Source organism: Streptomyces sp. NPDC090088, from assembly GCF_044747345.1.
GTDB lineage: Bacteria > Actinomycetota > Actinomycetes > Streptomycetales > Streptomycetaceae > Streptomyces.
In genome coordinates this window covers 242,692-265,854 of record NZ_JBIVDZ010000008.1, presented here as the reverse complement: position 1 = coordinate 265,854, position 23,163 = coordinate 242,692, and the positions used below count along the sequence as shown (strand labels likewise).

At 69.7% G+C, this 23,163-nt stretch carries 14 protein-coding genes; 12 read left to right on the top strand and 2 right to left on the bottom strand.

Annotated elements, in window-relative coordinates:
- The first annotated feature begins 121 nt into the window (after positions 1–121).
- On the top strand, positions 122–3,394 hold the full coding sequence (locus ACIPSJ_RS35210) for a GH92 family glycosyl hydrolase (RefSeq protein ID WP_401351892.1): 3,273 nt from the start codon (positions 122–124) through the stop codon (positions 3,392–3,394).
- A 262-nt stretch (positions 3,395–3,656) separates the two neighbouring features.
- Here the strand turns inward: ACIPSJ_RS35210 and ACIPSJ_RS35205 are convergent, their stop codons facing one another.
- Positions 3,657–7,400, bottom strand: a complete 3,744-nt coding sequence (locus ACIPSJ_RS35205; protein WP_401351889.1) for a GH92 family glycosyl hydrolase — start codon at positions 7,398–7,400, stop codon at positions 3,657–3,659.
- Positions 7,401–7,824: 424 nt separating this feature from the next.
- Here ACIPSJ_RS35205 and ngcE point away from each other — a divergent pair, with 424 nt between their 5' ends.
- The 10 genes from ngcE (at position 7,825) to ACIPSJ_RS35155 (ending at position 21,655) form a co-directional block, all read left to right on the top strand.
- Complete coding sequence (ngcE, locus tag ACIPSJ_RS35200; RefSeq protein ID WP_401351886.1) at positions 7,825–9,276, top strand: N-acetylglucosamine/diacetylchitobiose ABC transporter substrate-binding protein; 1,452 nt, start codon at positions 7,825–7,827, stop codon at positions 9,274–9,276.
- Positions 9,277–9,304: 28 nt separating this feature from the next.
- Positions 9,305–10,231 carry a sugar ABC transporter permease gene (locus ACIPSJ_RS35195; protein WP_359217185.1) on the top strand — a complete coding sequence of 309 codons (927 nt, stop codon included), beginning with the start codon at positions 9,305–9,307 and terminating at the stop codon, positions 10,229–10,231.
- Between the two features lie 4 nt (positions 10,232–10,235).
- Entirely contained in the window at positions 10,236–11,135 is a 900-nt protein-coding gene (locus ACIPSJ_RS35190; RefSeq protein ID WP_359217182.1) for a carbohydrate ABC transporter permease, read from the top strand.
- Between the two features lie 305 nt (positions 11,136–11,440).
- Positions 11,441–12,640, top strand: coding sequence for an ROK family transcriptional regulator (locus tag ACIPSJ_RS35185; protein ID WP_401351882.1), 1,200 nt, complete (start codon positions 11,441–11,443; stop codon positions 12,638–12,640).
- Between the two features lie 133 nt (positions 12,641–12,773).
- Positions 12,774–13,865, top strand: a complete 1,092-nt coding sequence (locus ACIPSJ_RS35180; RefSeq protein ID WP_359217176.1) for a substrate-binding domain-containing protein — start codon at positions 12,774–12,776, stop codon at positions 13,863–13,865.
- 325 nt (positions 13,866–14,190) lie between these two features.
- Positions 14,191–14,982 carry an ATP-binding cassette domain-containing protein gene (locus tag ACIPSJ_RS35175; protein ID WP_355724003.1) on the top strand — a complete coding sequence of 264 codons (792 nt, stop codon included), beginning with the start codon at positions 14,191–14,193 and terminating at the stop codon, positions 14,980–14,982.
- Entirely contained in the window at positions 14,979–16,328 is a 1,350-nt protein-coding gene (locus ACIPSJ_RS35170; protein WP_401351878.1) for a sugar ABC transporter permease, read from the top strand. Before ACIPSJ_RS35175 ends, ACIPSJ_RS35170 begins: the two co-directional genes overlap by 4 nt.
- Before the next feature lie 195 nt (positions 16,329–16,523).
- Positions 16,524–18,440: a 1-deoxy-D-xylulose-5-phosphate synthase gene (dxs, locus tag ACIPSJ_RS35165; RefSeq protein ID WP_401351875.1), complete on the top strand. Its 1,917-nt coding sequence runs from the start codon at positions 16,524–16,526 to the stop codon at positions 18,438–18,440.
- A gap of 203 nt (positions 18,441–18,643) precedes the next feature.
- A complete protein-coding gene (locus ACIPSJ_RS35160; RefSeq protein WP_401351872.1) occupies positions 18,644–20,140 on the top strand; it encodes an amino acid permease in 1,497 nt (498 codons plus the stop codon).
- Positions 20,141–20,212: 72 nt separating this feature from the next.
- On the top strand, positions 20,213–21,655 hold the full coding sequence (locus ACIPSJ_RS35155; protein WP_359217166.1) for a glycosyltransferase family 39 protein: 1,443 nt from the start codon (positions 20,213–20,215) through the stop codon (positions 21,653–21,655).
- Positions 21,656–21,682: 27 nt separating this feature from the next.
- On the opposite strand, the gene ACIPSJ_RS35150 is transcribed toward ACIPSJ_RS35155, so the two are convergent.
- Positions 21,683–22,054 carry an NTP pyrophosphohydrolase gene (locus ACIPSJ_RS35150; protein ID WP_355724014.1) on the bottom strand — a complete coding sequence of 124 codons (372 nt, stop codon included), beginning with the start codon at positions 22,052–22,054 and terminating at the stop codon, positions 21,683–21,685.
- A 64-nt stretch (positions 22,055–22,118) separates the two neighbouring features.
- Here ACIPSJ_RS35150 and ACIPSJ_RS35145 point away from each other — a divergent pair, with 64 nt between their 5' ends.
- Complete coding sequence (locus ACIPSJ_RS35145; RefSeq protein ID WP_359217160.1) at positions 22,119–23,135, top strand: hypothetical protein; 1,017 nt, start codon at positions 22,119–22,121, stop codon at positions 23,133–23,135.
- Positions 23,136–23,163 lie beyond the last annotated feature (28 nt).

The following is a 23,163-nucleotide window of genomic DNA, read 5'->3' as shown; positions in this document are numbered from 1 at the left end:
TGCCTGCCCCGGCTCACACGGGCACACGCGGTCTTCCGTGTTACCGGTGGCGCACGTTACTGTCCCTGCGGCTTGTGCGACCTGTGGTGCGCGACCCGTCCGGAGGAGGAAGGGCCGCGTCATGCGTTTCCGACCCATGTCCCTGCTGCTGGCCGCGGTACTCGCGGCCGGCGGTGCCACCCCCGCCCTCGCGGCGACGACCACCAGCGCACCCCCCGAACTGGTCAAGGACCCCACGGCGTACGTCGATCCGCTGATCGGCAGCAGGAACGGCGGCAACACCTTCCCGGGCGCCGTCATGCCCTTCGGCATGCTCTCCTGGAGCCCGGAGAACACCAGAGGCGACGCGACCAGAACGGCCGCGCCCGGCGGTTACCAGTACGACGCCACCCGTATCCGCGGCTTCAGCCTGACCCACATGTCCGGCACCGGCTGCGCGGGCGGCAGCGGCGACATCCCGTTCTTCCCGTACGCGGGCGAGGTGACCTCGTCGCCCGCGAGCGACACCAAGGACGCCGTCTACGCCTCCGACTTCAGCCACGCCGACGAGACCGCCGAACCCGGCCACTACAAGGTGGGCCTCGCCTCCGGCGTCACCGCCGACCTCACCGCGACCACCCGCACCGGCTCGGCCCGGTTCACCTACCCCGCCGACAAGCCCGCCTCGCTCCTCGTCCGCACCGCCAACTCCGAGGTGGGCTCGGCCGATTCGACCGTCACCATCGACCCCGACACCCGCACGGTCTCCGGCTCGGTCACCTCCGGCGACTTCTGCGGCTACCTCGACCCCGAGGGCCAACGCGCCTACTACACCCTCTACTTCACCGCCCGCTTCGACCGCGCCTTCACCGCCACCGGCACCTGGCGGGACGACCGGCTGAGCCCGGGCTCGACCACCGCCTCCGGCGGCACCGGCGGATTCTCGGCCGGTGGACGGCCGGTGGCGGGCAAGGGAGCCGGTGGGTACGTCCAGTTCGCGCCCGGCGCCGGGCCCGTGAACGTCAAGGTCGGCATCTCGTACGTCAGTCAGGCCGCCGCCGCGGCCAACCTCAGGGCGGAGAACCCGCCCGGCCGCTCCTTCGACGCCGTCCGGGACGCGGCCCACCGCGCCTGGCGCGACCGCCTCGACGCCATCCGGGTCGGCGGCGGCACGGACACCGACCGCACCACCTTCTACACCGCCCTCTACCACGCGCTCTTCCACCCGAACGTCATCAGCGACGCCGACGGCCGCTACCGGGGCAGCGACGACAAGGTGCACCGGGTCGCCCGCGGTCACCGGGCGCAGTACGGCACCTTCTCCGGCTGGGACGTCTACCGCGACCAGGTCCAGCTGCTCACCCTGCTCGACCCGCGCACCGGCTCGGACATCGCCCAGTCGCTGTACGAACTCGCCCGACAGAACGGCGGGGTCTGGGACCGCTGGCTGCACGGCGCGAGCGGCACCCACGTCATGAACGGCGACCCCGCGCCCACCGCCCTCGCCGGCATCCGCGCCTTCGGCGGCACCGGCTTCGACCTGAAGGGCGCGCTGGACTCACTGGTGAAGGCGGCGACGGTCCCGACGGCCCAGGACCTGTCCGCCGCGGGCAAGCCGGTGCTCTCCGTCGGGCAGCGCCCCTCCCTCGACAAGTACCTGGACAAGCACTACATGCCGTCCGTGTCCAACGCCTGGGGCGGCGCCGCCGAGACCCTGGAGATGTCCACGGCCGACTTCTCCCTCTCCCAACTCGCCGCGGCGGCAGGGGAGAAGGACACGGCGGCCGCCTTCGCGGACCGCGCCCAGTGGTGGCAGAACAACTTCAACATCGCCGCCGACCCCAGCGGCGGCTACATCGCCAACCGCAAGGCGGACGGCAGCTGGGTCACCGGTTTCACCCCGGCCACCGGCAACGGGTTCGTCGAGGGCACGGCCGCCCAGTACACCTGGATGGTCCAGCACGACCCGGCCGGGCTCTTCGCCGCGATGGGCGGCACCGAGAAGGCCCTGGCCCGCCTCGACTCCTTCTTCCACAACAGCGACGGCAGCTGGGCCTTCACCGGCAGCGGCGGCGACAAGTCCGAACTCGACAACGAGCCCTCGCTCAACGTGCCCTACCTGTACGACTACGCCGGCGCCCCCTACAAGACGCAGGAGACCGTCCGCGCGGCGATGACCCGGCTCTGGTCGACACAGCCCGGCGGCATCCCCGGCAACGACGACCTCGGCGCCATGTCGTCCTGGTACGTCTTCTCGGCGCTCGGCATGTACCCCCAGGTCCCGTCCCGCGCCGAACTCGTCCTCGCCTCACCCCTGTTCGAGCGCGTGGAGATCGACCGCCCGGGCGGCAACGACATCTCGATCCACGCGCCGGGAGCGGCGGCGGACGCGCCCTACGTCCAGTCCCTGAAGGTCGACGGCCGTACCGGCGACCGCCCTTGGCTGGCCGGCTCCTTCGTCCGCGACGGCGGCCGCCTGGACTACACCCTCTCCGCCACCCCGAACCGCACCTGGGGCACGTCCTCCGCGCCGCCGTCCTTCCGGACCGGCGAGCAGCCGTACCAGATCGGCGTCGGCCCGACGACCGCGACGGTGGCCCCCGGTGACAGCACCGAGGTCGACGTCCGGGCGCTGTCCCTGACCGGCGGCACCGGCCCGGAGGTCCGCTTCCACGTCGAGACCCCGGACGGCGTCGAGGCCACCCCCGCCGAGGGCACGGTGACCGACGGCGCCCAGCGGATCACCCTCGCCACCACCTCCGGCACCCCGCAGGGCTACTACGACGTCAAGATCACGGTGACCTCCACCCACACCGCCTACTCCCAGCCGGTCGCCCTCACCGTCGCCGCACCCGGCACCCTCCTCGCGGCCTACGACAACACGGGCGTCTCGGACGACTCCGGCGAGCACGACGAGGCCGACTTCGACGGCGGCGGCTGGAGCTACTCCCGCCAGGCCCTGGCGGCGGCCGGCCTCACCGCGGGCGGCCGGGGCACCGTGGACGGCCTGACCTACACCTGGCCGAACGCCCCCGCCGGCCGCCCCGACAACGCGACGGCGGCCGCCCAGACCATCGAACTCCCCACTCCCGCAACCAAGGTGTCGTTCCTCGGCAGCGCCACCAACGGCAACCAGTCCACCACCGCGACCGTCACCTACACCGACGGCACCACCGCCCCCCTCGACCTCTCCTTCACCGACTGGACCATCGGCGGCGGAGGCGGCACCGTCCAGTACGGCAACCAGATCGTGGCGAGGAGCGCCTACCGCAACGTCGCGGGCGCGGACAAGGACCCGGTGGCGACGTACGTCTTCGCCACGAAGCCCTTCGAGGCAGCGGCCGGCAAGACCGTCAGGAGCGTCCGGCTCCCCGACAACAGCGACCTGCACGTCTTCACCCTCGCGGTGGGCTGAGCGTCGCCCCACGTGCCCCGGCCGGTTCCCGACCGGCCGGGGCACCACCCTGCCTGGGACCATCACCGGATGGCCAAGCGACCTGACCTGCCGCAGGAGTTCCGGTCGGAAGAAGGACGTCTGGCTTGAGGACCTGTACACCGGCACGCGGCGGCCCTGCGGCGCGTGCTGCCGCTGATCGACGGGGGGATCCCGGAGGTCTGAACGACGAGCGGGGCGGGCCCGAGTGTCCTCCGGGCCCGCCCCCCTCCGTGCCGGTGTGTCAGGCCAGCAACTCCACCTCCGCCAGGGTCGATTCACTGTCCAGGACGAGCCGGTAGTGGGCGTACGTGCCGGACTTCTGGATGGTGAAGGCCCGGGTCTGGAGGTTCCAGGCGAAGGCCTCGCCCGAGCGGCGGTCCACGGTCTTCCAGTCGGTGCCGTTCGCCGATGCCTGGAGGGTCCAGCCCGTCGGGGCCTTGGTGTGGTCCGACGGTGAGGTGAGCGTGTACTGGACGCCCTTGGCCGACTTGGTCACCGGCAGGTCCACCGACGTCAGGGTCTGCTGGGTCGCCGAGGTGTTGTCGAAGAGGGAGCCGTCGGGCTTGAGGACGTCCGCGCGCGGGGCCGGGACCTTGTCGTTCTGGGCGATGGAGACCGGACCGGCGTTCTTGCCCGTACCCCAGGTCGACGGCTTCGGGCCCATCGTGAAGTCGATGACACCGCCCTGGGAGATGAGCGAGTGGGGGAGCGAGGTCGACGTCCAGATGCGGCCGTTGACCCGGACGCCCTGGACGTACACGTTCCGCGCGCTGTTCTGCGGGGCCCGGATCACCAGGTCGCGGCCGTTCTCCAGGTGCACGGTCGCCTTCTTGAACAGCGGGGAGCCGATCGTGTAGTCGCCGCTGCCCATCACCAGCGGGTAGAAGCCGAGGGCGGAGAAGAGGTACCAGGCCGACTGCTCGCCGTTGTCCTCGTCGCCGTGGTAGCCCTGGCCGATCTCGCTGCCCAGGTAGAGCCGGGAGAGCGCCTCACGGACGGTCGCCTGCGCCTTCCAGGGCTCGCCCGCCGCGTCGTACATGTAGATGACGTGGTGCGCGACCTGGTTGGAGTGGCCGTACATGCCCATCCGGACGTCCCGGGCCTCGGTCATCTCGTGGATGACCCCGCCGTAGGAACCGACGAAGTCGGGGGAGGCCGTCTCGGGCGTCGCGAAGTACTCGTCGAGCTTGTCCGCGAGGCCGGACCGGCCGCCGTACAGGTTGGCCAGGCCCCGGCTGTCCTGTGGGGCGGTGAAGGCGTAGCCCCAGCCGTTGGTCTCCGTGTAGTCGTAGCCCCAGACACGCGGGTCGTACGACGACGAGTCCACCCGCCAGTCGCCCCGGGCGTCCTTGCCCTGGAAGAAGCCGGCCTTGGAGTCGAAGAGGTTCACATAGTCCTGGGCGCGGTTGAGGAAGTAGTCCGACTCCTCCTTGTAGCGCTTCTCGCCCGTCTTCTTGTACAGCGCCTTGCCCATCTGGGCGATGCCGTAGTCGTTGACGTATCCCTCCATCGCCCAGGACAGGCCCTCGCGGGTGTCGTCGCTGGTGTAGCCGAGGAAGGGGGAGGTCGACATGCCCTTGCGGCCGACGCCCGAGGAGGGCGGTACGACGGTCGCGTTCTTCACGGCCGCGTCGTAGGCCGCCTTGGCGTCGAAGTGCACGCCCTTGACGTACGCGTCCGCGAACGCCACGTCCGAGGAGGTGCCGGTCATCAGGTCGGCGTAGCCGGGGGAGGACCAGCGCGAGGTCCAGCCGCCGTCCTTGTACTGCTGCACGAACCCGTCGACCATCTCACCGGCCTGAGAGGGCGTCAGCAGGCTGTAGGCCGGCCAGGTGGTCCGGTAGGTGTCCCAGAAGCCGTTGTTGACGTACACCTTGCCGTCCACGATCTTCGCGCCGGTGTGCGTCGGGGTGTCCTGGCTGGTCATCGGCGAGAACGGGGAGGCGTACTGGTACGTCGAACCGACCTTCTCGAAGCCGGAGTTGGGGTACAGGTACAGCCGGTACATGCTGGAGTAGAGGGTGGTCAGCTGGTCGGCCGTGGCGCCCTCCACCTCCACCTTGCCGAGCAGCTTGTCCCAGACCTTCCGCGCCTGCGCCTTCACCTTGTCGAAGGAGGTGCCGTCCGGGATCTCCTGGCGCAGGTTGTCCTTGGCCTGGTCGACGCTGATGAGGGAGGTGGCCAGGCGCAGGGTGACGGTGTGGTCGGAGCCCGCGTCGAAGCGGAGGTAGCCCTTGACCCCGGCGGAGTCCCCGCCCGTCACCGGCTTGTCGAAGACGCCGTAGACGAAGAGCCGGGTGGCGCCCGTCGACAGGCCCGACTTGACGTCGGAGTAACCGGTGACGATCCCGTGCTCCTTGTCGAGGGTCAGGCCCGCCTGCTCGGTCACGTTGTCGAAGATCACGCTCGCGTCGTCGCCCGGGTAGGTGAAGCGCAGCGCGGCCGCGTGGTCGGTCGGCGTTATCTCGGCCTTCAGCCCGTTCTCGAACCGCACCCCGTAGTAGTAGGGCCGCGCGGTCTCGTTCTCGTGCCGGAAGGCCAGTTCCCGTGCCTCCCGGCCGGTGTCCGGGGTGCCGGAGGCGGCGGACGGCATCATCTGGAAGGTCTGCCGGTCGCCCATCCAGGGGCTCGGCTCATGGCTGGCGCTGAACGCCTGGATCGTCGGCAGGTTGTCGTCGTTGTTGGCGCGGGCGTATTCGTACAGCCAGCTCTCCGAGGACGCGTTGGTCACCGGCGTCCAGAAGTTGAAGCCGTGCGGCAGGGCCGTCGCCGGGAAGTTGTTGCCGCGCGAGAAGCTGCCGCTGGAGTTGGTGCCGCGGGTGGTCAGCGCGTAGTCGGACAGGTGCGCCTTGGGCTTCTCGGGGGCGACCGGCTTCAGGGACACGTCGTCGATCCAGCCGCGGAACTTGGCGGGCCCGGCGGGGGAGTCGTAGCCCACCAGGATCCGGTCGACGGTCTTGCCGGCCGCGACCGAACCGATCACGGACGACACGTTGTTCCACTGGTTGACGTAGAGCGCCTTCGACGCGCCCTGACCGCGCGGGGACAGCGCGAAACCGTGCTGGTCCGTGGCGCCCAGGCCGCTCAGATAGGTGCCGTCGGTGAAGGCCAGGTCCACGGAGACGTTGGTGGCGTCGTAGTCCAGGTCGCCGTCGGCCATGGACGGGAAGATCCGGTACGACAACTGCGTGTCCCGGCCGACCTTCACGTCCACGTCGAAGACCTTGTTGTACGAGTACGCCCGGCCGCTCGCCGTGTGCCGTCCGGCGTAGCGCAGCGCGTGCGTCCCGCTGAACCCGGCCCGCGCCTTCGCCGTCGGCGAGCCGCTCGGGCCCCGGTCGACCAGCGAGAGCATGTCCTGGGGCACGGGACCGCCGCTGCCGCCCGTGGAGAACTGCACGTCGGCGAGTTGCAGGATGTCGGAGGCGCCGTTGTTCCGCGTCACGTCGAGCCGGAAGTGCTGGTACTCGGCGGGGGTGGCGAGGTCGTACGACTTGGTCTGGAACCGCTCCGCGAAGGTCTCGTCGGTCCGGGTGTCGAGGGTCTTCCAGTCCTTGCCGTCCGTGGAGCCCCGCAGGGTCCAGTCCTTGGGGTCGCGCTCGTCGTAGTCGTTGGCCGAGGTGAGGGCGTACGTCACCAGCTTGACGGGCTTGTCGAAGTCGAACTCGACCCAGCCGGTGGGCTCGAAGGTCAGCCACTTGGTGCCCGGCTCCCCGTCGACGAGGTTCTCCTTCACCTCGCCCGCGCCGGTGTTCTCCCCGCTCGCCCGCTCGTCGGTCACATGGTCGGTGACGTTGCCCGGGATGCCGGTGCTGTAGCCGCCGTCCACGCCCGAGGCGCGCGGGGCGCCGCCCGGGTCGGTGTCGACGGTGTCGGTCCAGTCGGGTGACGGATCGCCGGACTCGAACGAGGAGGCGAACTGGGTGGCGGCGGCCGGCGCCCGGTCCGGCAGGGCGACCGCGGCACCCTGGGAGCCCAGGGTCATGACTACGGCGGCCGTGATCACGACCGCCGTACCAGATCTGTGTCCTGTTCTTCGCTGCGTTGTCCGCTGCATCACAACGGGTACCCTCCCTGCCACATGAGACAACGTTGTCAGCTGCGTGGCGCAGGAACCAGTAGGTGGTCAAGTGACCCGTGATGTCAAGGGTGTTGGCTGCGGCATTCAGGGGGCTATGTCGGCTCTTTTTCCGGCAAGGCGTACACAGGTCGCTCATATTTCCGACAGGTCTCAACTAGGAAAAGACCGACGGCGAACCTTGCATTCGATCTTGCCCCGCTGGCGGGAAGTGGACTATACCTGTCGGCGTTTCCCGCATGACTTCCTGCACGACCCAGCACTACCCGACCGCGGTGCCGGGGAGGATCCGGTTCACCGCCTGAGTCCTGGAGAGGGCGAGGACTTGAGCATGGGATCCACTTCCGCAGCGAACCACGGTTCCGAGGGTGTCGGCCGCCGCGATCTGATCAAGCGTTCGGCCGCACTCGGCCTGGTTTCGGTCCCCACCGTCGGATTCCTCTCCGCCTGCGCCAGCAGCGGCGGAGGCGGCCAGTCCAAGGACAAGGCCGGCAAGAAGACGACCAAGAACCCGCTGGGCGTCAACGACACCGCGCAGATGGAATTCGTCCTCTTCGACGGCGGTTTCGGCAAGGAGTACGCCGAGGACGCGGTCAAGATCTACGAGAAGAACTTCCCGAAGGCCAAGGTCAAGTTCTCCGCCACCCAGAAGATCCAGTCCACCCTCCAGCCCCGCTTCAACCAGGGCACCCCGCCGGACCTCATCGACAACTCCGGCGCCGAGCAGATGGACATGGGCGTCCTCGTCGGCAAGAACCAGCTGGCCGATCTGACCCCGCTGCTCGACGCGCCGTCGTACGACGACCCGAACAAGAAGGTCCGCGACACGCTGCGGCCCGGGATCGTCGAGATGGGCCAGTTCGACGGCGACCCGGTCTGGATCATGTACTACGCCTACACGGTCTATGGCGTCTGGTACTCGCAGAAGGCCCTGGACTCGCTGGACGCGGAGTACCCGCAGACCTGGGACCAGATGATCGCCGTCTGCGAGAAGGCCAAGAAGAAGGGCATGGCCGGCTGGACCTACGCCGGCAAGTACCCGTACTACCTCCCCTTCTCGCTGTACCCGATGATCGGCAAGGTCGGCGGCGTCGAGGTCCTGAACGCGATCGACAACCTGGAGCCGAACGCCTGGAGGCACCCGGCCGTCAAGGCGTGTTTCGAGGCCTACTACGAGCTCTACAAGAAGGGCTACATCCTCAAGGGGACCCCGGGCCTGGACCACATCCAGTCGCAGACCGCCTGGGCGCAGGGCAAGGCGCTGTTCATCCCGAACGGCTCCTGGGTGGAGAACGAGTCGGCGAACGTCATCCCCTCCGACTTCAACCTCGCCGTCTCCGCGCCCACCGGCATCGACAAGAACGACAAGATGCCCTTCGGCACCATCTGGGCCTCCGGCGGCGAGCCGTTCGTCGTCCCGGCCAAGGCCGCGAACGCCGAGGGCGGCATGGAGCAGCTGCGCATCATGCTCAGCGAGGCCTCCTCCAAGAACTTCACGTCGAAGGTGAAATCGCTGACCGCGTACAACGGCGGCACCGACGGCATCACCCTCACCCCCGGCCTCACCTCGGGTGTCGCCGCGCTGAAACTGGCCGGCTCGAACGTGGTCAACCCGCGGCTCCAGGACTGGTACGTGCAGCTCCAGAAGGAGAAGATCGGAGTCTCCGGCCTCGGCGAGATGATGGCCGGCCGGCTCACCCCGGCCGAGGCCATCAAGAAGATCCAGGGCTTCGCCGACGAGGCCGCCAAGGACAGCTCGATCAAGCACTACAAGCACCAGTAACCAGAAACCCGACGGCACCGGAGTGGCGATGCAGCACGGCAAGTACCGGTTCATTGTGGGGTTTCTGGCGCTGCCCCTCGGACTGTACGCGCTCTTCGTGGTGTGGCCGTTCATCCAGTCCATCTACTACTCGTTCACGGACTGGACCGGCCTGAGCCCCGAATTCAAGATGGTCGGCCTGGACAATTACCGGAGGATGCTGCACGACGACATCTTCTGGAAGTCCTTGCAGCACAGCTTGATGTTCGCGCTCGTGCTGCCGCTGGTGACGATCAGTCTCGCGCTGTTCTTCGCCTTCATGATCAATGTCGGCGGCCGGAGAAGGAGGGGCGGCCCGGTCATCTCCGGGGTCCGGGGCTCCTCCTTCTACAAGATCGTCTATTTCTTCCCGCAGGTGCTCTCGATCGCGATCGTCTCGCTGCTGTTCGCCTTCGCCTACAACCCGGACAGCGGCGCGATCAATTCACTGCTCCGCGGAATCGGTCTGGACAATATCCAGCCGCTCTGGCTGGGCGACCCGAGCCTCGCCCTGTGGTGCGTGATGGCCGTCCTCGTCTGGTCGACGGTCGGCTTCTTCGTCGTCCTCTTCTCCGCGGGCATGGCCTCGATCCCCACCGACCTCTACGAGGCCGCCCTGCTCGACGGCGCCGGCCGCGCAGCCACCTTCTTCCGCATCACCCTGCCGCTGCTGTGGGACACGGTGCAGTCCGGCTGGGTCTACATGGGCATCCTCGCGCTCGGCGCCGAGTCGTTCGCGGTCGTACAGATCATGACGACCGGACCGGGCGGCCCGGACTACTCGACGACCGTGATGGTCCTGTACGTGTACCAGAAGGCGTTCCGGGACGGTCAGGCCGCCTACGCCACCACCATCGGCGTCGCCCTGCTGGTCGTCACCCTCGCCTTCGCGGCGATCGTGATGCGGCTGGGCCGTCGCGAGCGGCTGGAGTACTGAAGCGATGACGACGACCGAGACCGATGTCACTGTCACCAAGGTCGAGCCCCCCGCGTCGAAGCCGCCCCGGCCCGGGCGTGAGGGCGGGGTCCTCAACGTCTTCTCGCACGGCGTCCTGGTCATCTGGGCCGTGATGGTGGTCACACCGCTGCTGTGGGCGGTGATGACCTCGTTCAAGGACGACAAGTCGATCTTCAGCTCGCCCTGGGCGCTGCCCGACAAGCTGCACTTCGACAACTGGTCGCGGGCGTGGACCCAGGCCAACATGAGCGACTACTTCCTGAACACCGTCCTGGTGGTCGGCGGCTCGCTCATCGGCACCCTGGTCCTCGGCTCGATGGCGGCCTACGTCCTCGCCCGCTTCGACTTCCCGGGCAACCGCTTCATCTACTACCTCTTCGTCGGCGGCATGAGCTTCCCGATCATGCTCGCCCTGGTCCCGCTGTTCTACGTCGTGAACAACCTGGGCCTGCTGAACACGATCCACGGCCTGATCCTGGTCTACATCGCGTACTCGCTGCCGTTCACGGTCTTCTTCCTCACGGCGTTCTTCCGCACGCTCCCCACCTCCGTGGCCGAGGCCGCCTTCGTCGACGGCGCCTCGCACTCCCGCACGTTCTTCCAGATCATGCTCCCGATGGCCAAGCCCGGCCTGATCAGCGTGGGGATCTTCAACTTCCTCGGCCAGTGGAACCAGTACATGCTCCCCACGGTCCTCAACACCGACCCCGACAAGCACGTCCTCACCCAGGGCCTGGTCCAGCTGGCCGTCAGCCAGGGCTACAAGGGCGACTGGTCCGGCCTCTTCGCGGGCCTGGTGATGGCGATGCTCCCGGTGCTCGCCGCCTACATCGTCTTCCAGCGCCAGGTGGTGGCGGGACTTACCGCGGGCGCCTTGAAGTAGGCGCTGCGTTTCCCTACCTAAGGGGCGCGGGGAACTGCGCGACCAGCCACGATGCACCCGCGCGCGCCCTCCGACCGCCACCGCTCGCCCCCTTCTGACCTGCTCCGCAATGGCCTAGACATGTCCTTGACGTGGCCATCAGGCAACCCCCGAACCGCCAACGATTTCTGTCAAGGTCTTGACGGCGGTAACCCGTTCAGCAGAGCTTGGAGTTCATAACTTGTAAGTGACCCGGTTCCAGTGATGTGGCCTGGGTCACGTTGGCGGCACCGTGGCCGCCTCCGATGGCGGGAGTGGATGGGTCGATGGAGACTCCGGGGTCGCAGTCGTCGCTGCACCGAGCCAACCTGGAACGTGTCGTACGGGCCGTACGTCTGGCCGGATCGCTCACGCAGGCGGAGATCGCGCGCACGACCGGCCTGTCGGCGGCGACGGTCTCCAACATCGTGCGCGAGCTCAAGGACGGCGGAACCGTCGAGGTCACGCCCACGTCGGCGGGTGGCCGCAGGGCCCGCAGCGTGAGTCTCAGCGGAGACGCCGGGATCGTCATAGGGGTCGACTTCGGCCACACCCACCTGCGCGTCGCGATCGGCAACCTCGCCCACCAGGTGCTGGCCGAGGAGTCCGAGCCCCTCGACGTGGACGCGTCGTCCAGTCAGGGCTTCGACCGCGCGGAGGAACTGGTCAACCGCCTGATCGCGGCGACCGGCGTGGACCGTTCGAAGATCGCCGGCGTGGGTGTCGGCGTCCCCGGCCCGATCGACGTCGAGTCCGGCACCCTCGGCTCCAGCGCGATCCTGCCCGGCTGGATCGGCGCGAGACCCGCCGAGGAGCTCAGGCTCCGCCTCGGCGTCCCCGTCCACGTCGACAACGACGCCAACCTCGGCGCCCTCGGCGAACTGGTCTGGGGCAGCGGCAAGGGCGTGCGTGACCTCGCGTACATCAAGGTCGCGAGCGGTGTCGGCGCCGGTCTGGTGATCAACGGGAAGATCTACCGGGGTCCCGGCGGCACGGCGGGCGAAATAGGGCATATTACACTCGACGAGTCCGGCCCGGTCTGCCGCTGCGGCAACCGCGGCTGTCTGGAGACCTTCGCGGCGGCCCGCTACGTACTGCCGCTCCTCCAGCCAAGTCACGGCTCCGACCTGACCATGGAGGGTGTCGTGCGGCTGGCCCGGGACGGCGACCCGGGCTGCCGTCGGGTGATCGCCGACGTCGGCCGTCACATCGGCAGCGGTGTGGCCAATCTCTGCAACCTGCTGAACCCCAGCCGGGTGGTCCTCGGCGGCGATCTGGCCGAGGCCGGAGAGCTGGTCCTGGGGCCCATCAGGGAGTCCGTGAGCCGTTACGCGATCCCCAGTGCGGCCCGGCAGCTCTCGGTGCTCCCGGGGGCCCTCGGCGGCCGTGCGGAGGTGCTCGGGGCGCTCGCTCTCGCGCTCAGCGAGATGGGCGATTCGACCCTTTTGGACGGGTCGTTGCCGGCCGTCGCACCTGCCTTCACTTAGAGAACGAATGGCGCCGTTGCCATCTCGTTAAGTATTTACTTCTTGACGTCGAACTTTCGGCCGAGTTGACTTCGAGCCACCTCGGCCGCAGCGTTGCGGCCCTGTCAGGGAGGCACCCCCAATGAACGCAACGATGCGTAGAGTCGTGATCGGCACCGCCGCGGTTTCCATGGCGCTGTCGCTCGCCGCCTGTGGCAAGGCCGGCGACGACAAGAAGAGCGACTCGTCGAGCAGCAGCTCCTCCGGTAGCAAGACCATCGGCCTGCTGCTCCCCGACAGCGTGACCGCGCGCTACGAGAAGTTCGACAAGCCGTACTTCGAGGCGCAGGTCAGCTCGCTGTGTGCCGACTGCAAGGTCGAGTACGCGAACGCTGCCGGTGACGCGGCCAAGCAGGCCCAGCAGGTCAGCAGCATGGTCACCAAGGGCGTGAAGGTCATCGTGATCTCCGCCCAGGACTCCGCGGCCATCAAGTCCTCCATCGACGCGGCCGTCGCCAAGGGCATCAAGGTCGTCGCGTACGACCGCCTCGCCCAGGGCAAGGTCTCGGCCTACGTCTCCTTCGACAACGTCAAGGTCGGCCAGCTCCAGGGCGAGGCCCTGCTGTCCGCCCTCGGCTCCAAGGCGACCACCAAGTCGAAGATCGTCATGATCAACGGTGACGACGCCGACCCGAACGCCGCCCAGTTCAAGGCGGGTGCCCACAAGGCCCTGGACGGCAAGGTCGACATCGCCTACGAGCAGTCCGGCCTGTGGAAGGACACCGTCGCCGCGCAGAAGGTGAAGGCGGCCATCACGCAGCTCGGTGCCAAGAACATCGCGGGCGTCTACTCCGCCAACGACGGCATGGCCGGTGGTATCGCCACCACCCTCAAGGGCGCCGGCATCAGCGGCATCCCGCTGACCGGTCAGGACGCGGAGCTCGCGGGTATCCAGCGCATCGTCGCCGGCACCCAGTCCTCCACCGTCTACAAGGCGTTCAAGCCGGAGGCCGACGCCGCCGCCACGATCGCCGTGGACCTGCTGGAGGGCAAGAGCATCTCCTCGCTCGCGACCACCACGCAGACCAGCGGTTCCGGCGAAAAGGTGCCCTCGCAGCTCCTCACCCCGGTGTCGGTCACCAAGGCCAACATCAACGACACGGTGATCAAGGACAAGCTGTACACCGTCGCGGACATCTGCACCGCCGAGTTCGCCAAGGCCTGCAAGGCCGCCGGCCTGCAGTAGTCAGCACCGGAGCCGTACGGCTCCGGCCGCCAGCGCCCGGGTGATCGCAGTACGACACCCGGGCCCCGGCCGCCCGACGTGCCCGGCCCTTCCGCAAGGTGCCCACCCCGTCCGGCGGTCTCGCGAAACCCCTCCGACGCCCGCTCCGGCCTTCATACCCCGCTGCCGGAGCGGGCGTCGGACGGACCCGTTGCCAAGCGCGACGGATTCGCGCATGTTCATCTTGTAAACCGCGTGCGAACACCGACGACACCCCGAGGTACCGCACGACCCTCCGCGCCTGATCAACAAGCGCGGCATCCCCGCCGGTCAGGCGGCGAAGGAGATGGTTCACGTGTCCGCTACGCCCGTGCTGGCGTTGCGCGGAGCCTCCAAGCGATTCGGTGCGGTCCAGGCCCTCACCGATGTCGACCTGGAGGTCCACGCCGGAGAAGTGGTCGCCCTGGTGGGCGACAACGGCGCAGGAAAGTCGACCCTGGTCAAGACGATCGCGGGTGTGCACCCCATCGATGAGGGCGTCATCGAGTGGGAGGGCAACCCGGTCAGCATCAACAAGCCGCACGACGCCCAGGGGCTCGGCGTCGCGACGGTCTACCAGGACCTCGCGCTCTGCGACAACCTCGACGTGGTGGGCAACCTCTTCCTCGGTCGTGAGCTGCTGCACCGCGGCGTCATCGACGAGGTGACGATGGAGAAGCAGGCGCGCGAGCTGCTCAGCACGCTCTCCATCCGCATCCCGAGCGTGCGCATCCCGATCGCCAGCCTCTCCGGCGGTCAGCGCCAGGTCGTGGCCATCGCCCGCGCCCTGATCGGCGACCCCAAGGTCGTCATCCTCGACGAGCCCACCGCCGCCCTCGGTGTCGAGCAGACCGCGCAGGTCCTCGACCTCGTCGAGCGACTGCGCGAGCGCAACCTCGCCGTCATCCTGATCAGCCACAACATGGCCGACGTCAAGGCGGTCGCCGACACCGTCGCCGTGCTGCGCCTGGGCAGGAACAACGGGTTCTTCCCCGTGAAGAGCACCAGCCAAGAAGAGATCATCGCCGCGATCACGGGCGCCACGGACAACGCCGTGACCCGTCGTGCGGATCGTCGCACTCCGGAGGCGGCAAAGTGAGCGAGACGTCCAAGACCGTGAAGGGCGAAGAGTCGCCCGAGCTCGGCAAGACCGAGGTGGCCGAGGCCGCCCCGACCACGGTGGCCCCCGCCGACGACCCCACGGCCGCGCCGGTCACGGTCGTCGACCCGCGGCTGCTGGTCCGTGAGGAGGGCTTCAAGGGCTACCTCACGGAGTTCAAGCGCCGGGTGCGCGGCGGTGAGCTGGGCTCGCTGCCGGTGGTCATCGGCCTGATCATCATCTGGACCATCTTCCAGGTGAAGAACAGCCTGTTCCTCAGCGCGGACAACCTCTCCAACATCAGCTACTTCCTCGCGGCCACCGGCATGCTCGCCATCGGCCTGGTGTTCGTGCTGCTGCTGGGCGAGATCGACCTGTCCGTCGGCTCGGTGAGCGGACTCGCCTCCACCGTGTTCGCGGTCTTCGTGGTCAACCACGGAATGAACCAGTGGCTGGCCCTGATCCTCACGATCATCACGGGCATCGGCATCGGCGCGCTGCACGGCTGGTTCTTCGCCAAGATCGGCGTACCCGCATTCGTGGTCACCCTGGCCGGCTTCCTCGGCTGGAACGGTCTGATGCTGTGGCTGCTGGGCGACAGCGGCACGATCAACATCCCGGCCGACAGCGGCCCGGTGCACATCCTCGGCCAGTCCTCCTTCTTCATGGACCAGGCCATCATCGGCGCGTACCTGCTGGCCGGCCTCGGTGTCGTCCTCTCGGCGCTGGGCCAGTTCAACGAGCAGCGCCGGCGTCGTGCCGCCGGTGTGCCGTTCCGGCCCACCAGCGAGATCGTCATCCGCGTCGCCCTGCTGGGGATCGCGTCCTTCGTGGCCGCGGCCGTCCTCAACAACGCGTCCGGTGTCTCCAACGCGCTGGTGATCTTCCTGGCCTCCCTGGTCATCGTCGACTTCGTGCTCCGTCGTACGACCTTCGGCCGCAAGGTCTTCGCGGTCGGCGGCGGCATCGAGGCGGCCCGCCGTGCGGGTATCAGCGTGCCGCTGGTCCGGATCACGGTCTTCGCCATCTCCGGCGGCTTCGCGGCGATCGGCGGTATGTTCTTCGCCGGTCAGACCGCGAGCGCCACGCTCAACGCCGGTGGCGGCAACACGCTGATGCTCGCCATCGCGGCGGCGGTCATCGGTGGCACGTCGCTGTTCGGCGGCCGCGGCACGGTGTGGTCGGCCCTCCTGGGCATGCTGGTCATCCAGTCGATCCAGACCGGCCTCGACCTGCTGAACATGAACACCTCGATCCAGTACATGATCACCGGTGGTGTTCTGCTGGGTGCCGTCGTCATCGACTCGGTCTCCCGCAAGAGCCAGAAGGCGGCGGGGCGCGGATAAGCGCCTCCAGAGCCAGCCAGCTGTGCCCGGCGTCCGAAAAGGCGCCGGGCACAGCTGTGTCTCAGGAACCCTTTCGATGGGTACGGCCGTTCGCGTGACGTATGACGTACAGCCCGGCGTCGTCCCGCCCGGGCGGAACATTAGACTCGACGAGCCCGGCAACAGCTCGATCAGCTCTACTGCAAGGAGGCACGGGTGCCGCTGCTGACCCGTATCAGGGGACCGCGCGATCTGGACCGGCTCAGCCCCGAGGAGCTGGTCCAGCTGGCAGAGGAGATCCGGAGCTTCCTCGTGGAAGCGGTCTCCAAGACCGGCGGACACCTCGGTCCCAACCTGGGCGTGGTCGAGCTCACCATCGCCCTGCACCGCGTCTTCGACTCCCCGAAGGACAAGGTGCTCTGGGACACCGGCCACCAGTCCTACGTGCACAAGCTGCTCACCGGCCGGCAGGACTTCTCGAAGCTGAAGCAGAAGGGCGGCCTGTCCGGCTACCCCTCGCAGGCCGAGTCCGAGCACGACGTCATCGAGAACAGCCACGCCTCCACCGTCCTCGGCTGGGCCGACGGCATCGCCAAGGGCAACCAGCTGCTCGAACGCGACGCCCACGTCGTCGCCGTCATCGGTGACGGCGCCCTGACCGGCGGCATGGCCTGGGAGGCGCTGAACAACATCGCCGACGCCAAGGACCGCCCCCTGGTCATCGTCGTCAACGACAACGAGCGCTCGTACGCCCCGACCATCGGCGGCCTCGCCAACCACCTGGCGACCCTGCGCACCACCGACGGCTACGAGCGGTTCCTCGCCCGCGGAAAGGACCTGCTGGAGCGCACCCCGGTCGTCGGCAGGCCGCTCTACGACACCCTGCACGGCGCCAAGAAGGGGCTGAAGGACTTCATCGCCCCGCAGGGCATGTTCGAGGACCTGGGCCTGAAGTACGTCGGCCCGATCGACGGCCACGACATGGAGGCCCTGGAGTCGGCGCTGGCCCGGGCCAAACGGTTCGGCGGCCCGGTGATCGTGCACTGCCTCACCGAGAAGGGCCGCGGCTACCAGCCCGCCCTCCAGGACGAGGCCGACCGCTTCCACGGCATCGGCCCCATCCACCCCGACACCGGCCTGCCGGTCAAGGCCTCCGGCGCCGACTGGACCTCCGTCTTCGGCGACGAGATGGTCGAGCTCGGCAAGGAGCGCAAGGACATCGTCGCGATCACCGCGGCCATGCTCCAGCCGGTCGGCCTGAAGAAGTTCGCGGACACCTTCCCGGACCGGATCTACGACGTCGGCATCGCCGAGCAGCACGGCGCGGTCTCCGCCGCCGGCCTCGCCACGGCGGGCCTGCACCCGGTCTTCGCCGTGTACGCCACTTTCCTCAACCGCGCCTTCGACCAGGTCCTCATGGACGTGGCCCTGCACAAGTGCGGGGTGACCTTCGTCCTGGACCGGGCCGGCGTCACCGGCACCGACGGCGCCTCTCACAACGGCATGTGGGACATGTCGATCCTCCAGGTCGTCCCCGGCCTCAGGCTCGCCGCCCCGCGCGACGCCGAGCAGGTCCGCGCCCAGCTCCGCGAGGCCGTCGAGGTCGACGACGCCCCCACGGTCGTCCGCTTCTCCAAGGGCGCGGTCGGCCCCGCCGTCCCCGCCGTCGGCAAGGTCGGCGGCATGGACGTCCTGCGCGAGCCCGGCACCGACACCCCGGACGTGCTCCTCGTCTCCGTGGGCGCCCTCGCCCCCATGTGCCTGGAGATCGCCGGCCTCCTCGACAGGCAGGGCATCTCCACGACCGTCGTCGACCCGCGCTGGGTCAAGCCGGTCGACGAGGCCATGGCCCCGCTCGCCGAGCGCCACCGGGTGGTCGTCACCGTCGAGGACAACAGCCGCGTCGGCGGCGTAGGCTCCGCCGTCGCCCAGGCCCTGCGCGACGCCGGCGTCGACGTCCCCCTCCGCGACTTCGGCATCCCGCCCCGCTTCCTCGACCACGCGTCGAGGGCCGAGGTGATGGCGGAGATCGGCCTCACGGCCCCGGACATCGCCCGCCAGGTCACCGGCCTGGTCGCGAAGCTGGACGGCCAGCCGACGGACGTCAGCTCGGTGGAACCGGCGAGGGATTGATCTGAGGCGTCCCTAGCTGGGGCGTGCCCCGAAGGGGCGCGGGGAACTGCGCGACCAGCCCCCACCCACCCGCAGCCCCCGACCAAACCCGAACCACCCCGATGGGTCGGTCCCGCTTCCCCTCCGGTGGCGAGACCGGCCCATCTGCGTGAACCTGCCTTTGCCGGGCATACGCACACCCGGCCCTCTCGGGAGGTAGGCACGTGAGCAGCACGCTCTTCAGGACCAAGAACGTCGAACAGTCCATCAAGGACACCGAGGAACCGGAACACGCGCTCAGGAAGTCGCTGTCGGCCCTGGACCTCACGGTCTTCGGCGTCGGCGTCATCATCGGCACCGGCATCTTCGTCCTGACCGGCACCGCCGCGAAGAACACCGCGGGCCCCGCCGTCGCGCTCTCCTTCGTCGTCGCCGGCGTCGTCTGCGGCCTCGCCGCACTCTGCTACGCCGAGTTCGCCTCCACCGTCCCGGTCGCCGGTTCGGCGTACACCTTCTCGTACGCCTCGCTCGGCGAGTTCCCCGCGTGGATCATCGGCTGGGACCTGGTGCTGGAGCTGGCGCTCGGCACGGCGGTGGTCGCCGTCGGCTGGTCGGGGTACATCCACTCGCTCCTCGACAACGCCGGCTGGCATCTGCCCGCGTACCTCAGCGGACGCGACGGCGCCCACGGCTTCGGCTTCGACATCCTCGCCGCCGCCCTGGTCCTCGTCCTCACCGCGATCCTGGTCGTCGGCATGAAGCTCTCCGCCCGGGTCACCTCGGTCGTCGTCGCCATCAAGGTCGCCGTCGTGCTGGTCGTCATCATCGCGGGCGCCTTCTTCATCCACAGCGGCAACTACAGCCCCTTCGTCCCGCCCAAGGAGCCCGTCGCGGCCGGCGGCAACCTCAAGGCGCCGCTGATCCAGCTGATGTTCGGCTGGGCCCCCTCCAACTTCGGCGTGATGGGCATCTTCACCGCCGCCTCCGTCGTCTTCTTCGCCTTCATCGGCTTCGACGTGGTCGCCACCGCCGCCGAGGAGACCCGCAACCCCCAGCGGGACGTGCCGCGCGGCATCATCGGCTCCCTGATCATCTGCACCCTGCTGTACGTCGCCGTGGCCATCGTGGTGACCGGCATGCAGAAGTACACCGAGCTGTCCGTGGACGCCCCGCTCGCCGACGCCTTCAAGGCCACCGGGCACCCCTGGTTCGCGGGCCTGATCAGCTTCGGCGCCGCCATCGGCCTGACCACGGTCTGCATGATCCTGCTCCTCGGCCAGTCCCGGGTGTTCTTCGCGATGAGCCGGGACGGGCTGCTGCCCCGGTTCTTCTCGCACACCCACCCGAGGTTCCGCACCCCGTACCGGCCGACCATCCTGCTGGGTGTCGTCATCGCGATCGTCGCCGGCTTCACCAGTCTCAGCGAACTCGCCGAACTGGTGAACATCGGCACCCTCTTCGCCTTCATCGTCGTCGCGATCAGCGTGATCATCCTGCGCAACACCCGCCCCGACCTGGAGCGCTCCTTCCGCACCCCGTGGGTGCCGGTGCTGCCGATCGTGTCCGTGCTGGCCTCGCTGTGGCTGATGCTCAACCTGCCCGCCGAGACCTGGCTGCGGTTCGCCATCTGGATGGTCATCGGCTTCGTCGTCTACTTCCTCTACGGCCGCTCGCACAGCCGTCTCGCCGGACAGGAGCGGACACCGGTGGACGCTCCGTGAACACCAGGCTCGCCACTCCGGCCCCGTATGTCCCGTCCGGGTGGGACTGCGGGGCCGGATAGCGTGCTCTCCATGCTTGTCGCACCCCTCGTCCCGCCACGGTCCGTAGTCGCAGGGAAGGGGTACTGGGCGCGGCTGCTGCCGCTGCTCGCGCTGCTGGCCTGTGTGACCCGGGTGCCGTCCTTCCTGCGCCCGCTGTGGAACCCGGACGAGGGCTATCTCGCCGTACAGGCCCGCATACTGGCGCGGGGCGGACAGCTGTACGAGACGGTGGTGGACCGCAAGCCGCCGCTGCTGCCCTGGCTGTACGAGGGGGTGTTCGCGGTCTTCGGGTCCGGGTCGCTCACCCCGGTCCGGGTGCTCGCGGTGCTCGCCCAGCTGGCCACGGCGGTGCTGCTGGCCTCGATCGCCCGGCGCCGCTGGGGCGGCCGCGCGGGCCGCAGCGCCGGGGTGCTGTATCTGCTGGTCTCGGTGGGGCTCAACCCGGAGGACGCGCAGGCGGCCACCTTCGAGGTGTTCATACTGCCGTGCACGGCCGCCGCGATGTGGTGCGCCGACCGCCGCCGCTGGGGCGCGGCCGGAGCCGCCGTCGCCTGCGCCTTCCTCACCAAGCAGACCGGCGGCGCGGTGCTGCTGCCGGTGCTCTTCCTGCTGCACCGGTACGGCACCCCCGGCCGAGCGCTGCCGCGGCTGGCCGCCGGTGTCGTCCTGCCCGTGCTCGGCGCGGCTCTGGTCACCGACCCGGCCGGTTTCGCCTTCTGGACGGTCACCGGCTCCGGCGCCTACGCCTCCTTCACCGGCTCCGAACTCCACGTCCTGGCCCGGGCGTTGACCAACACCGCGATCCTCGCCGCGGCCTGCGCCGGACTGCTGCGGCCGATCGCGCGCGCCCTGCGGATCGCCCGCACCGGCGCCGCCGACCTGTGGCTGTGGCTGGCCGCGTCGGGGATCGCCGTCACCCTCGGCTTCCACTTCTTCGGCCACTACTTCCTGCAACTCACCCCGCCCGTCGCCCTGTTGGCCACGGCCGCGCTGCAGATCCTGCCCCGGGAACGGACCTCGGCCGCCGTCCTCACCTCGGCCTGCGCCTGCGTCCTCTTCCTGACCTGGGGCTTCCTCGCCCCCCGGCCCGAACTCGCGCACGCCCAGCGGCTCGCGGTCACCCTCGACCGCCGTACCGCGCCCGGCGACCCGGTCCTGGTGTGGGGCATACACCCGGAGACGTACTGGCTCGCCGACCGCACCCCCGCCACCCGCTACCTCACCGCCGGTCTCCTCACCAACTTCAGCGGCGGCCGGGACGGCCCCCAGGTCGGCGAGAAGTACGCCGTCGAGGGCAGCTGGCCGGTCTTCCGCGCGGAACTGGCCGACCGGGCCCCGGCCCTGGTGATCGACGACTCCCGGGGCAAGCGCTACGGCCCCGACCGCGTCCCCAGCCTGCGCCGCTTCCTCGCGGCACGGTACGAGCAGGTGGGCGAGGTCGACGGGGCGGTGCTGTACGCACGGGTGCCCTGAACGTCGGCGGCCGTCCGGCGGCGGGTCCTAGCCCAGCACCGAGCGCGGCCCGACCACCTCCGCGCCCAGTTCCGTCACCCGGCGCCGCAGTTCGCGGTCGGCGGTGACGACGAGGCGGGGGCGGCCGGGGTCGTCGGCGGCCAGCTCCACGATGCGGTCGTCGCCGCTGCCGGGCGCCGACTCCACCCGTACCCCGGGCACCGACTCCACTCCACGGGCCGCGCCTTCCACGACGAGCACCAGTTCCACCGGGGTCGGATGCCCGGGCAGCCCCTGCTCGGCCAGCCGGTCGCGCAGCCGCTCCGCGGCTCCCTTGCGGTCCCGCCACCAGCCGTCCGGCCGGGACCCGACGACGTTCGCGCCGTCGACGATGACCAGCAGGGGAGCTTCGTCTTCCATGCCTCCAGCCTCGCATGCCCGGGGCCGGGCCACTGCCGCGAACGGCCCCGCTTAGAGTGAAGCGGTGAACGGCGACTGGCTCCTCCGCGGCCGTGACGGCCGGCTCAGTGTCTATCTGCCGTCGGGCGACACCGTGCTGTGCCGGGCCGAGCGCGGCCCCGGCAGCCCCTGGGGCACTCCCCGGCAAGTGGGCGGCGAGCAGCGGCTGCTCCCCGGCTTCGCGGTGGGACAGGGGGCCGACGGGTACGCCCACCTGGTCGCCTGGCGGCCCACCGTGGACGGCGAGTCGGGGCTCGTCCACTCCACGCACTTCCGGCCGGACCTGGCCGCCCTGGACTGGAAGCCGATCGGCCACCCGAGCAAGAAGGGCCAGGTCACCGGCGCCCCGGCCGTCGCGGTGGACGCGCAGGGCCGGGCCCATGTCTTCGTCCGCAACCGGGGGCGCGGGGTGGGCATGGTCGCGCAGAAGGAGAAGGGCGGCTGGGACCCCTGGCGGGATCTCAAGGGCCGGCTGGTCGAGGACGGGCTGGCGGCGGTGACGGGCGAGTCCGGGCGGGTGGAGCTGTACGCGGCCGTCCCCGGCGGGATCCTGCACTGGCGCCAGGAGACGGCGGGCAAGCCGCCGGTGCTGCAGGAGGCGCTCGAATCCCCGGTCCGCCCGGGCACCCTCGCCGCCCTCGCCACCTCGGCCGAGAGCACGACCGTCTACTACACCGACGAGTCCGGCGACCTGTGCGCCTGGCGGCCGGGCGGCAAGCCGTACACCCTGCTGCCCTCCGCCGGGCCCGGCCCGGTCGCGGCGGTCCGCTGCGAACTCGACGGGTACGACTGCACCCTGCTCGCCCAGCGCTCGGCGAGCGGCCGGGTGGCGTTCGCCGCGTATCCGACACAGGACGAGCGGGCCGGCGCCTGGTGGACCGAGTCCGGACCGCAGCTCCCGGCGGACGCGACGGTCGCCCTGACCACGGACGGGGACGGCCGGGTGACCGCGGCGACCCGGTCGCCGTCCACCGGGCAGATCCTGCTGGCCCGCCGCAAGGACGAGCCGGGGCTGGCGCTGGAGGCCTGGCGCGAGGCCTGACGCGCCCGGCTGGGGCCCGGCCCGAAGG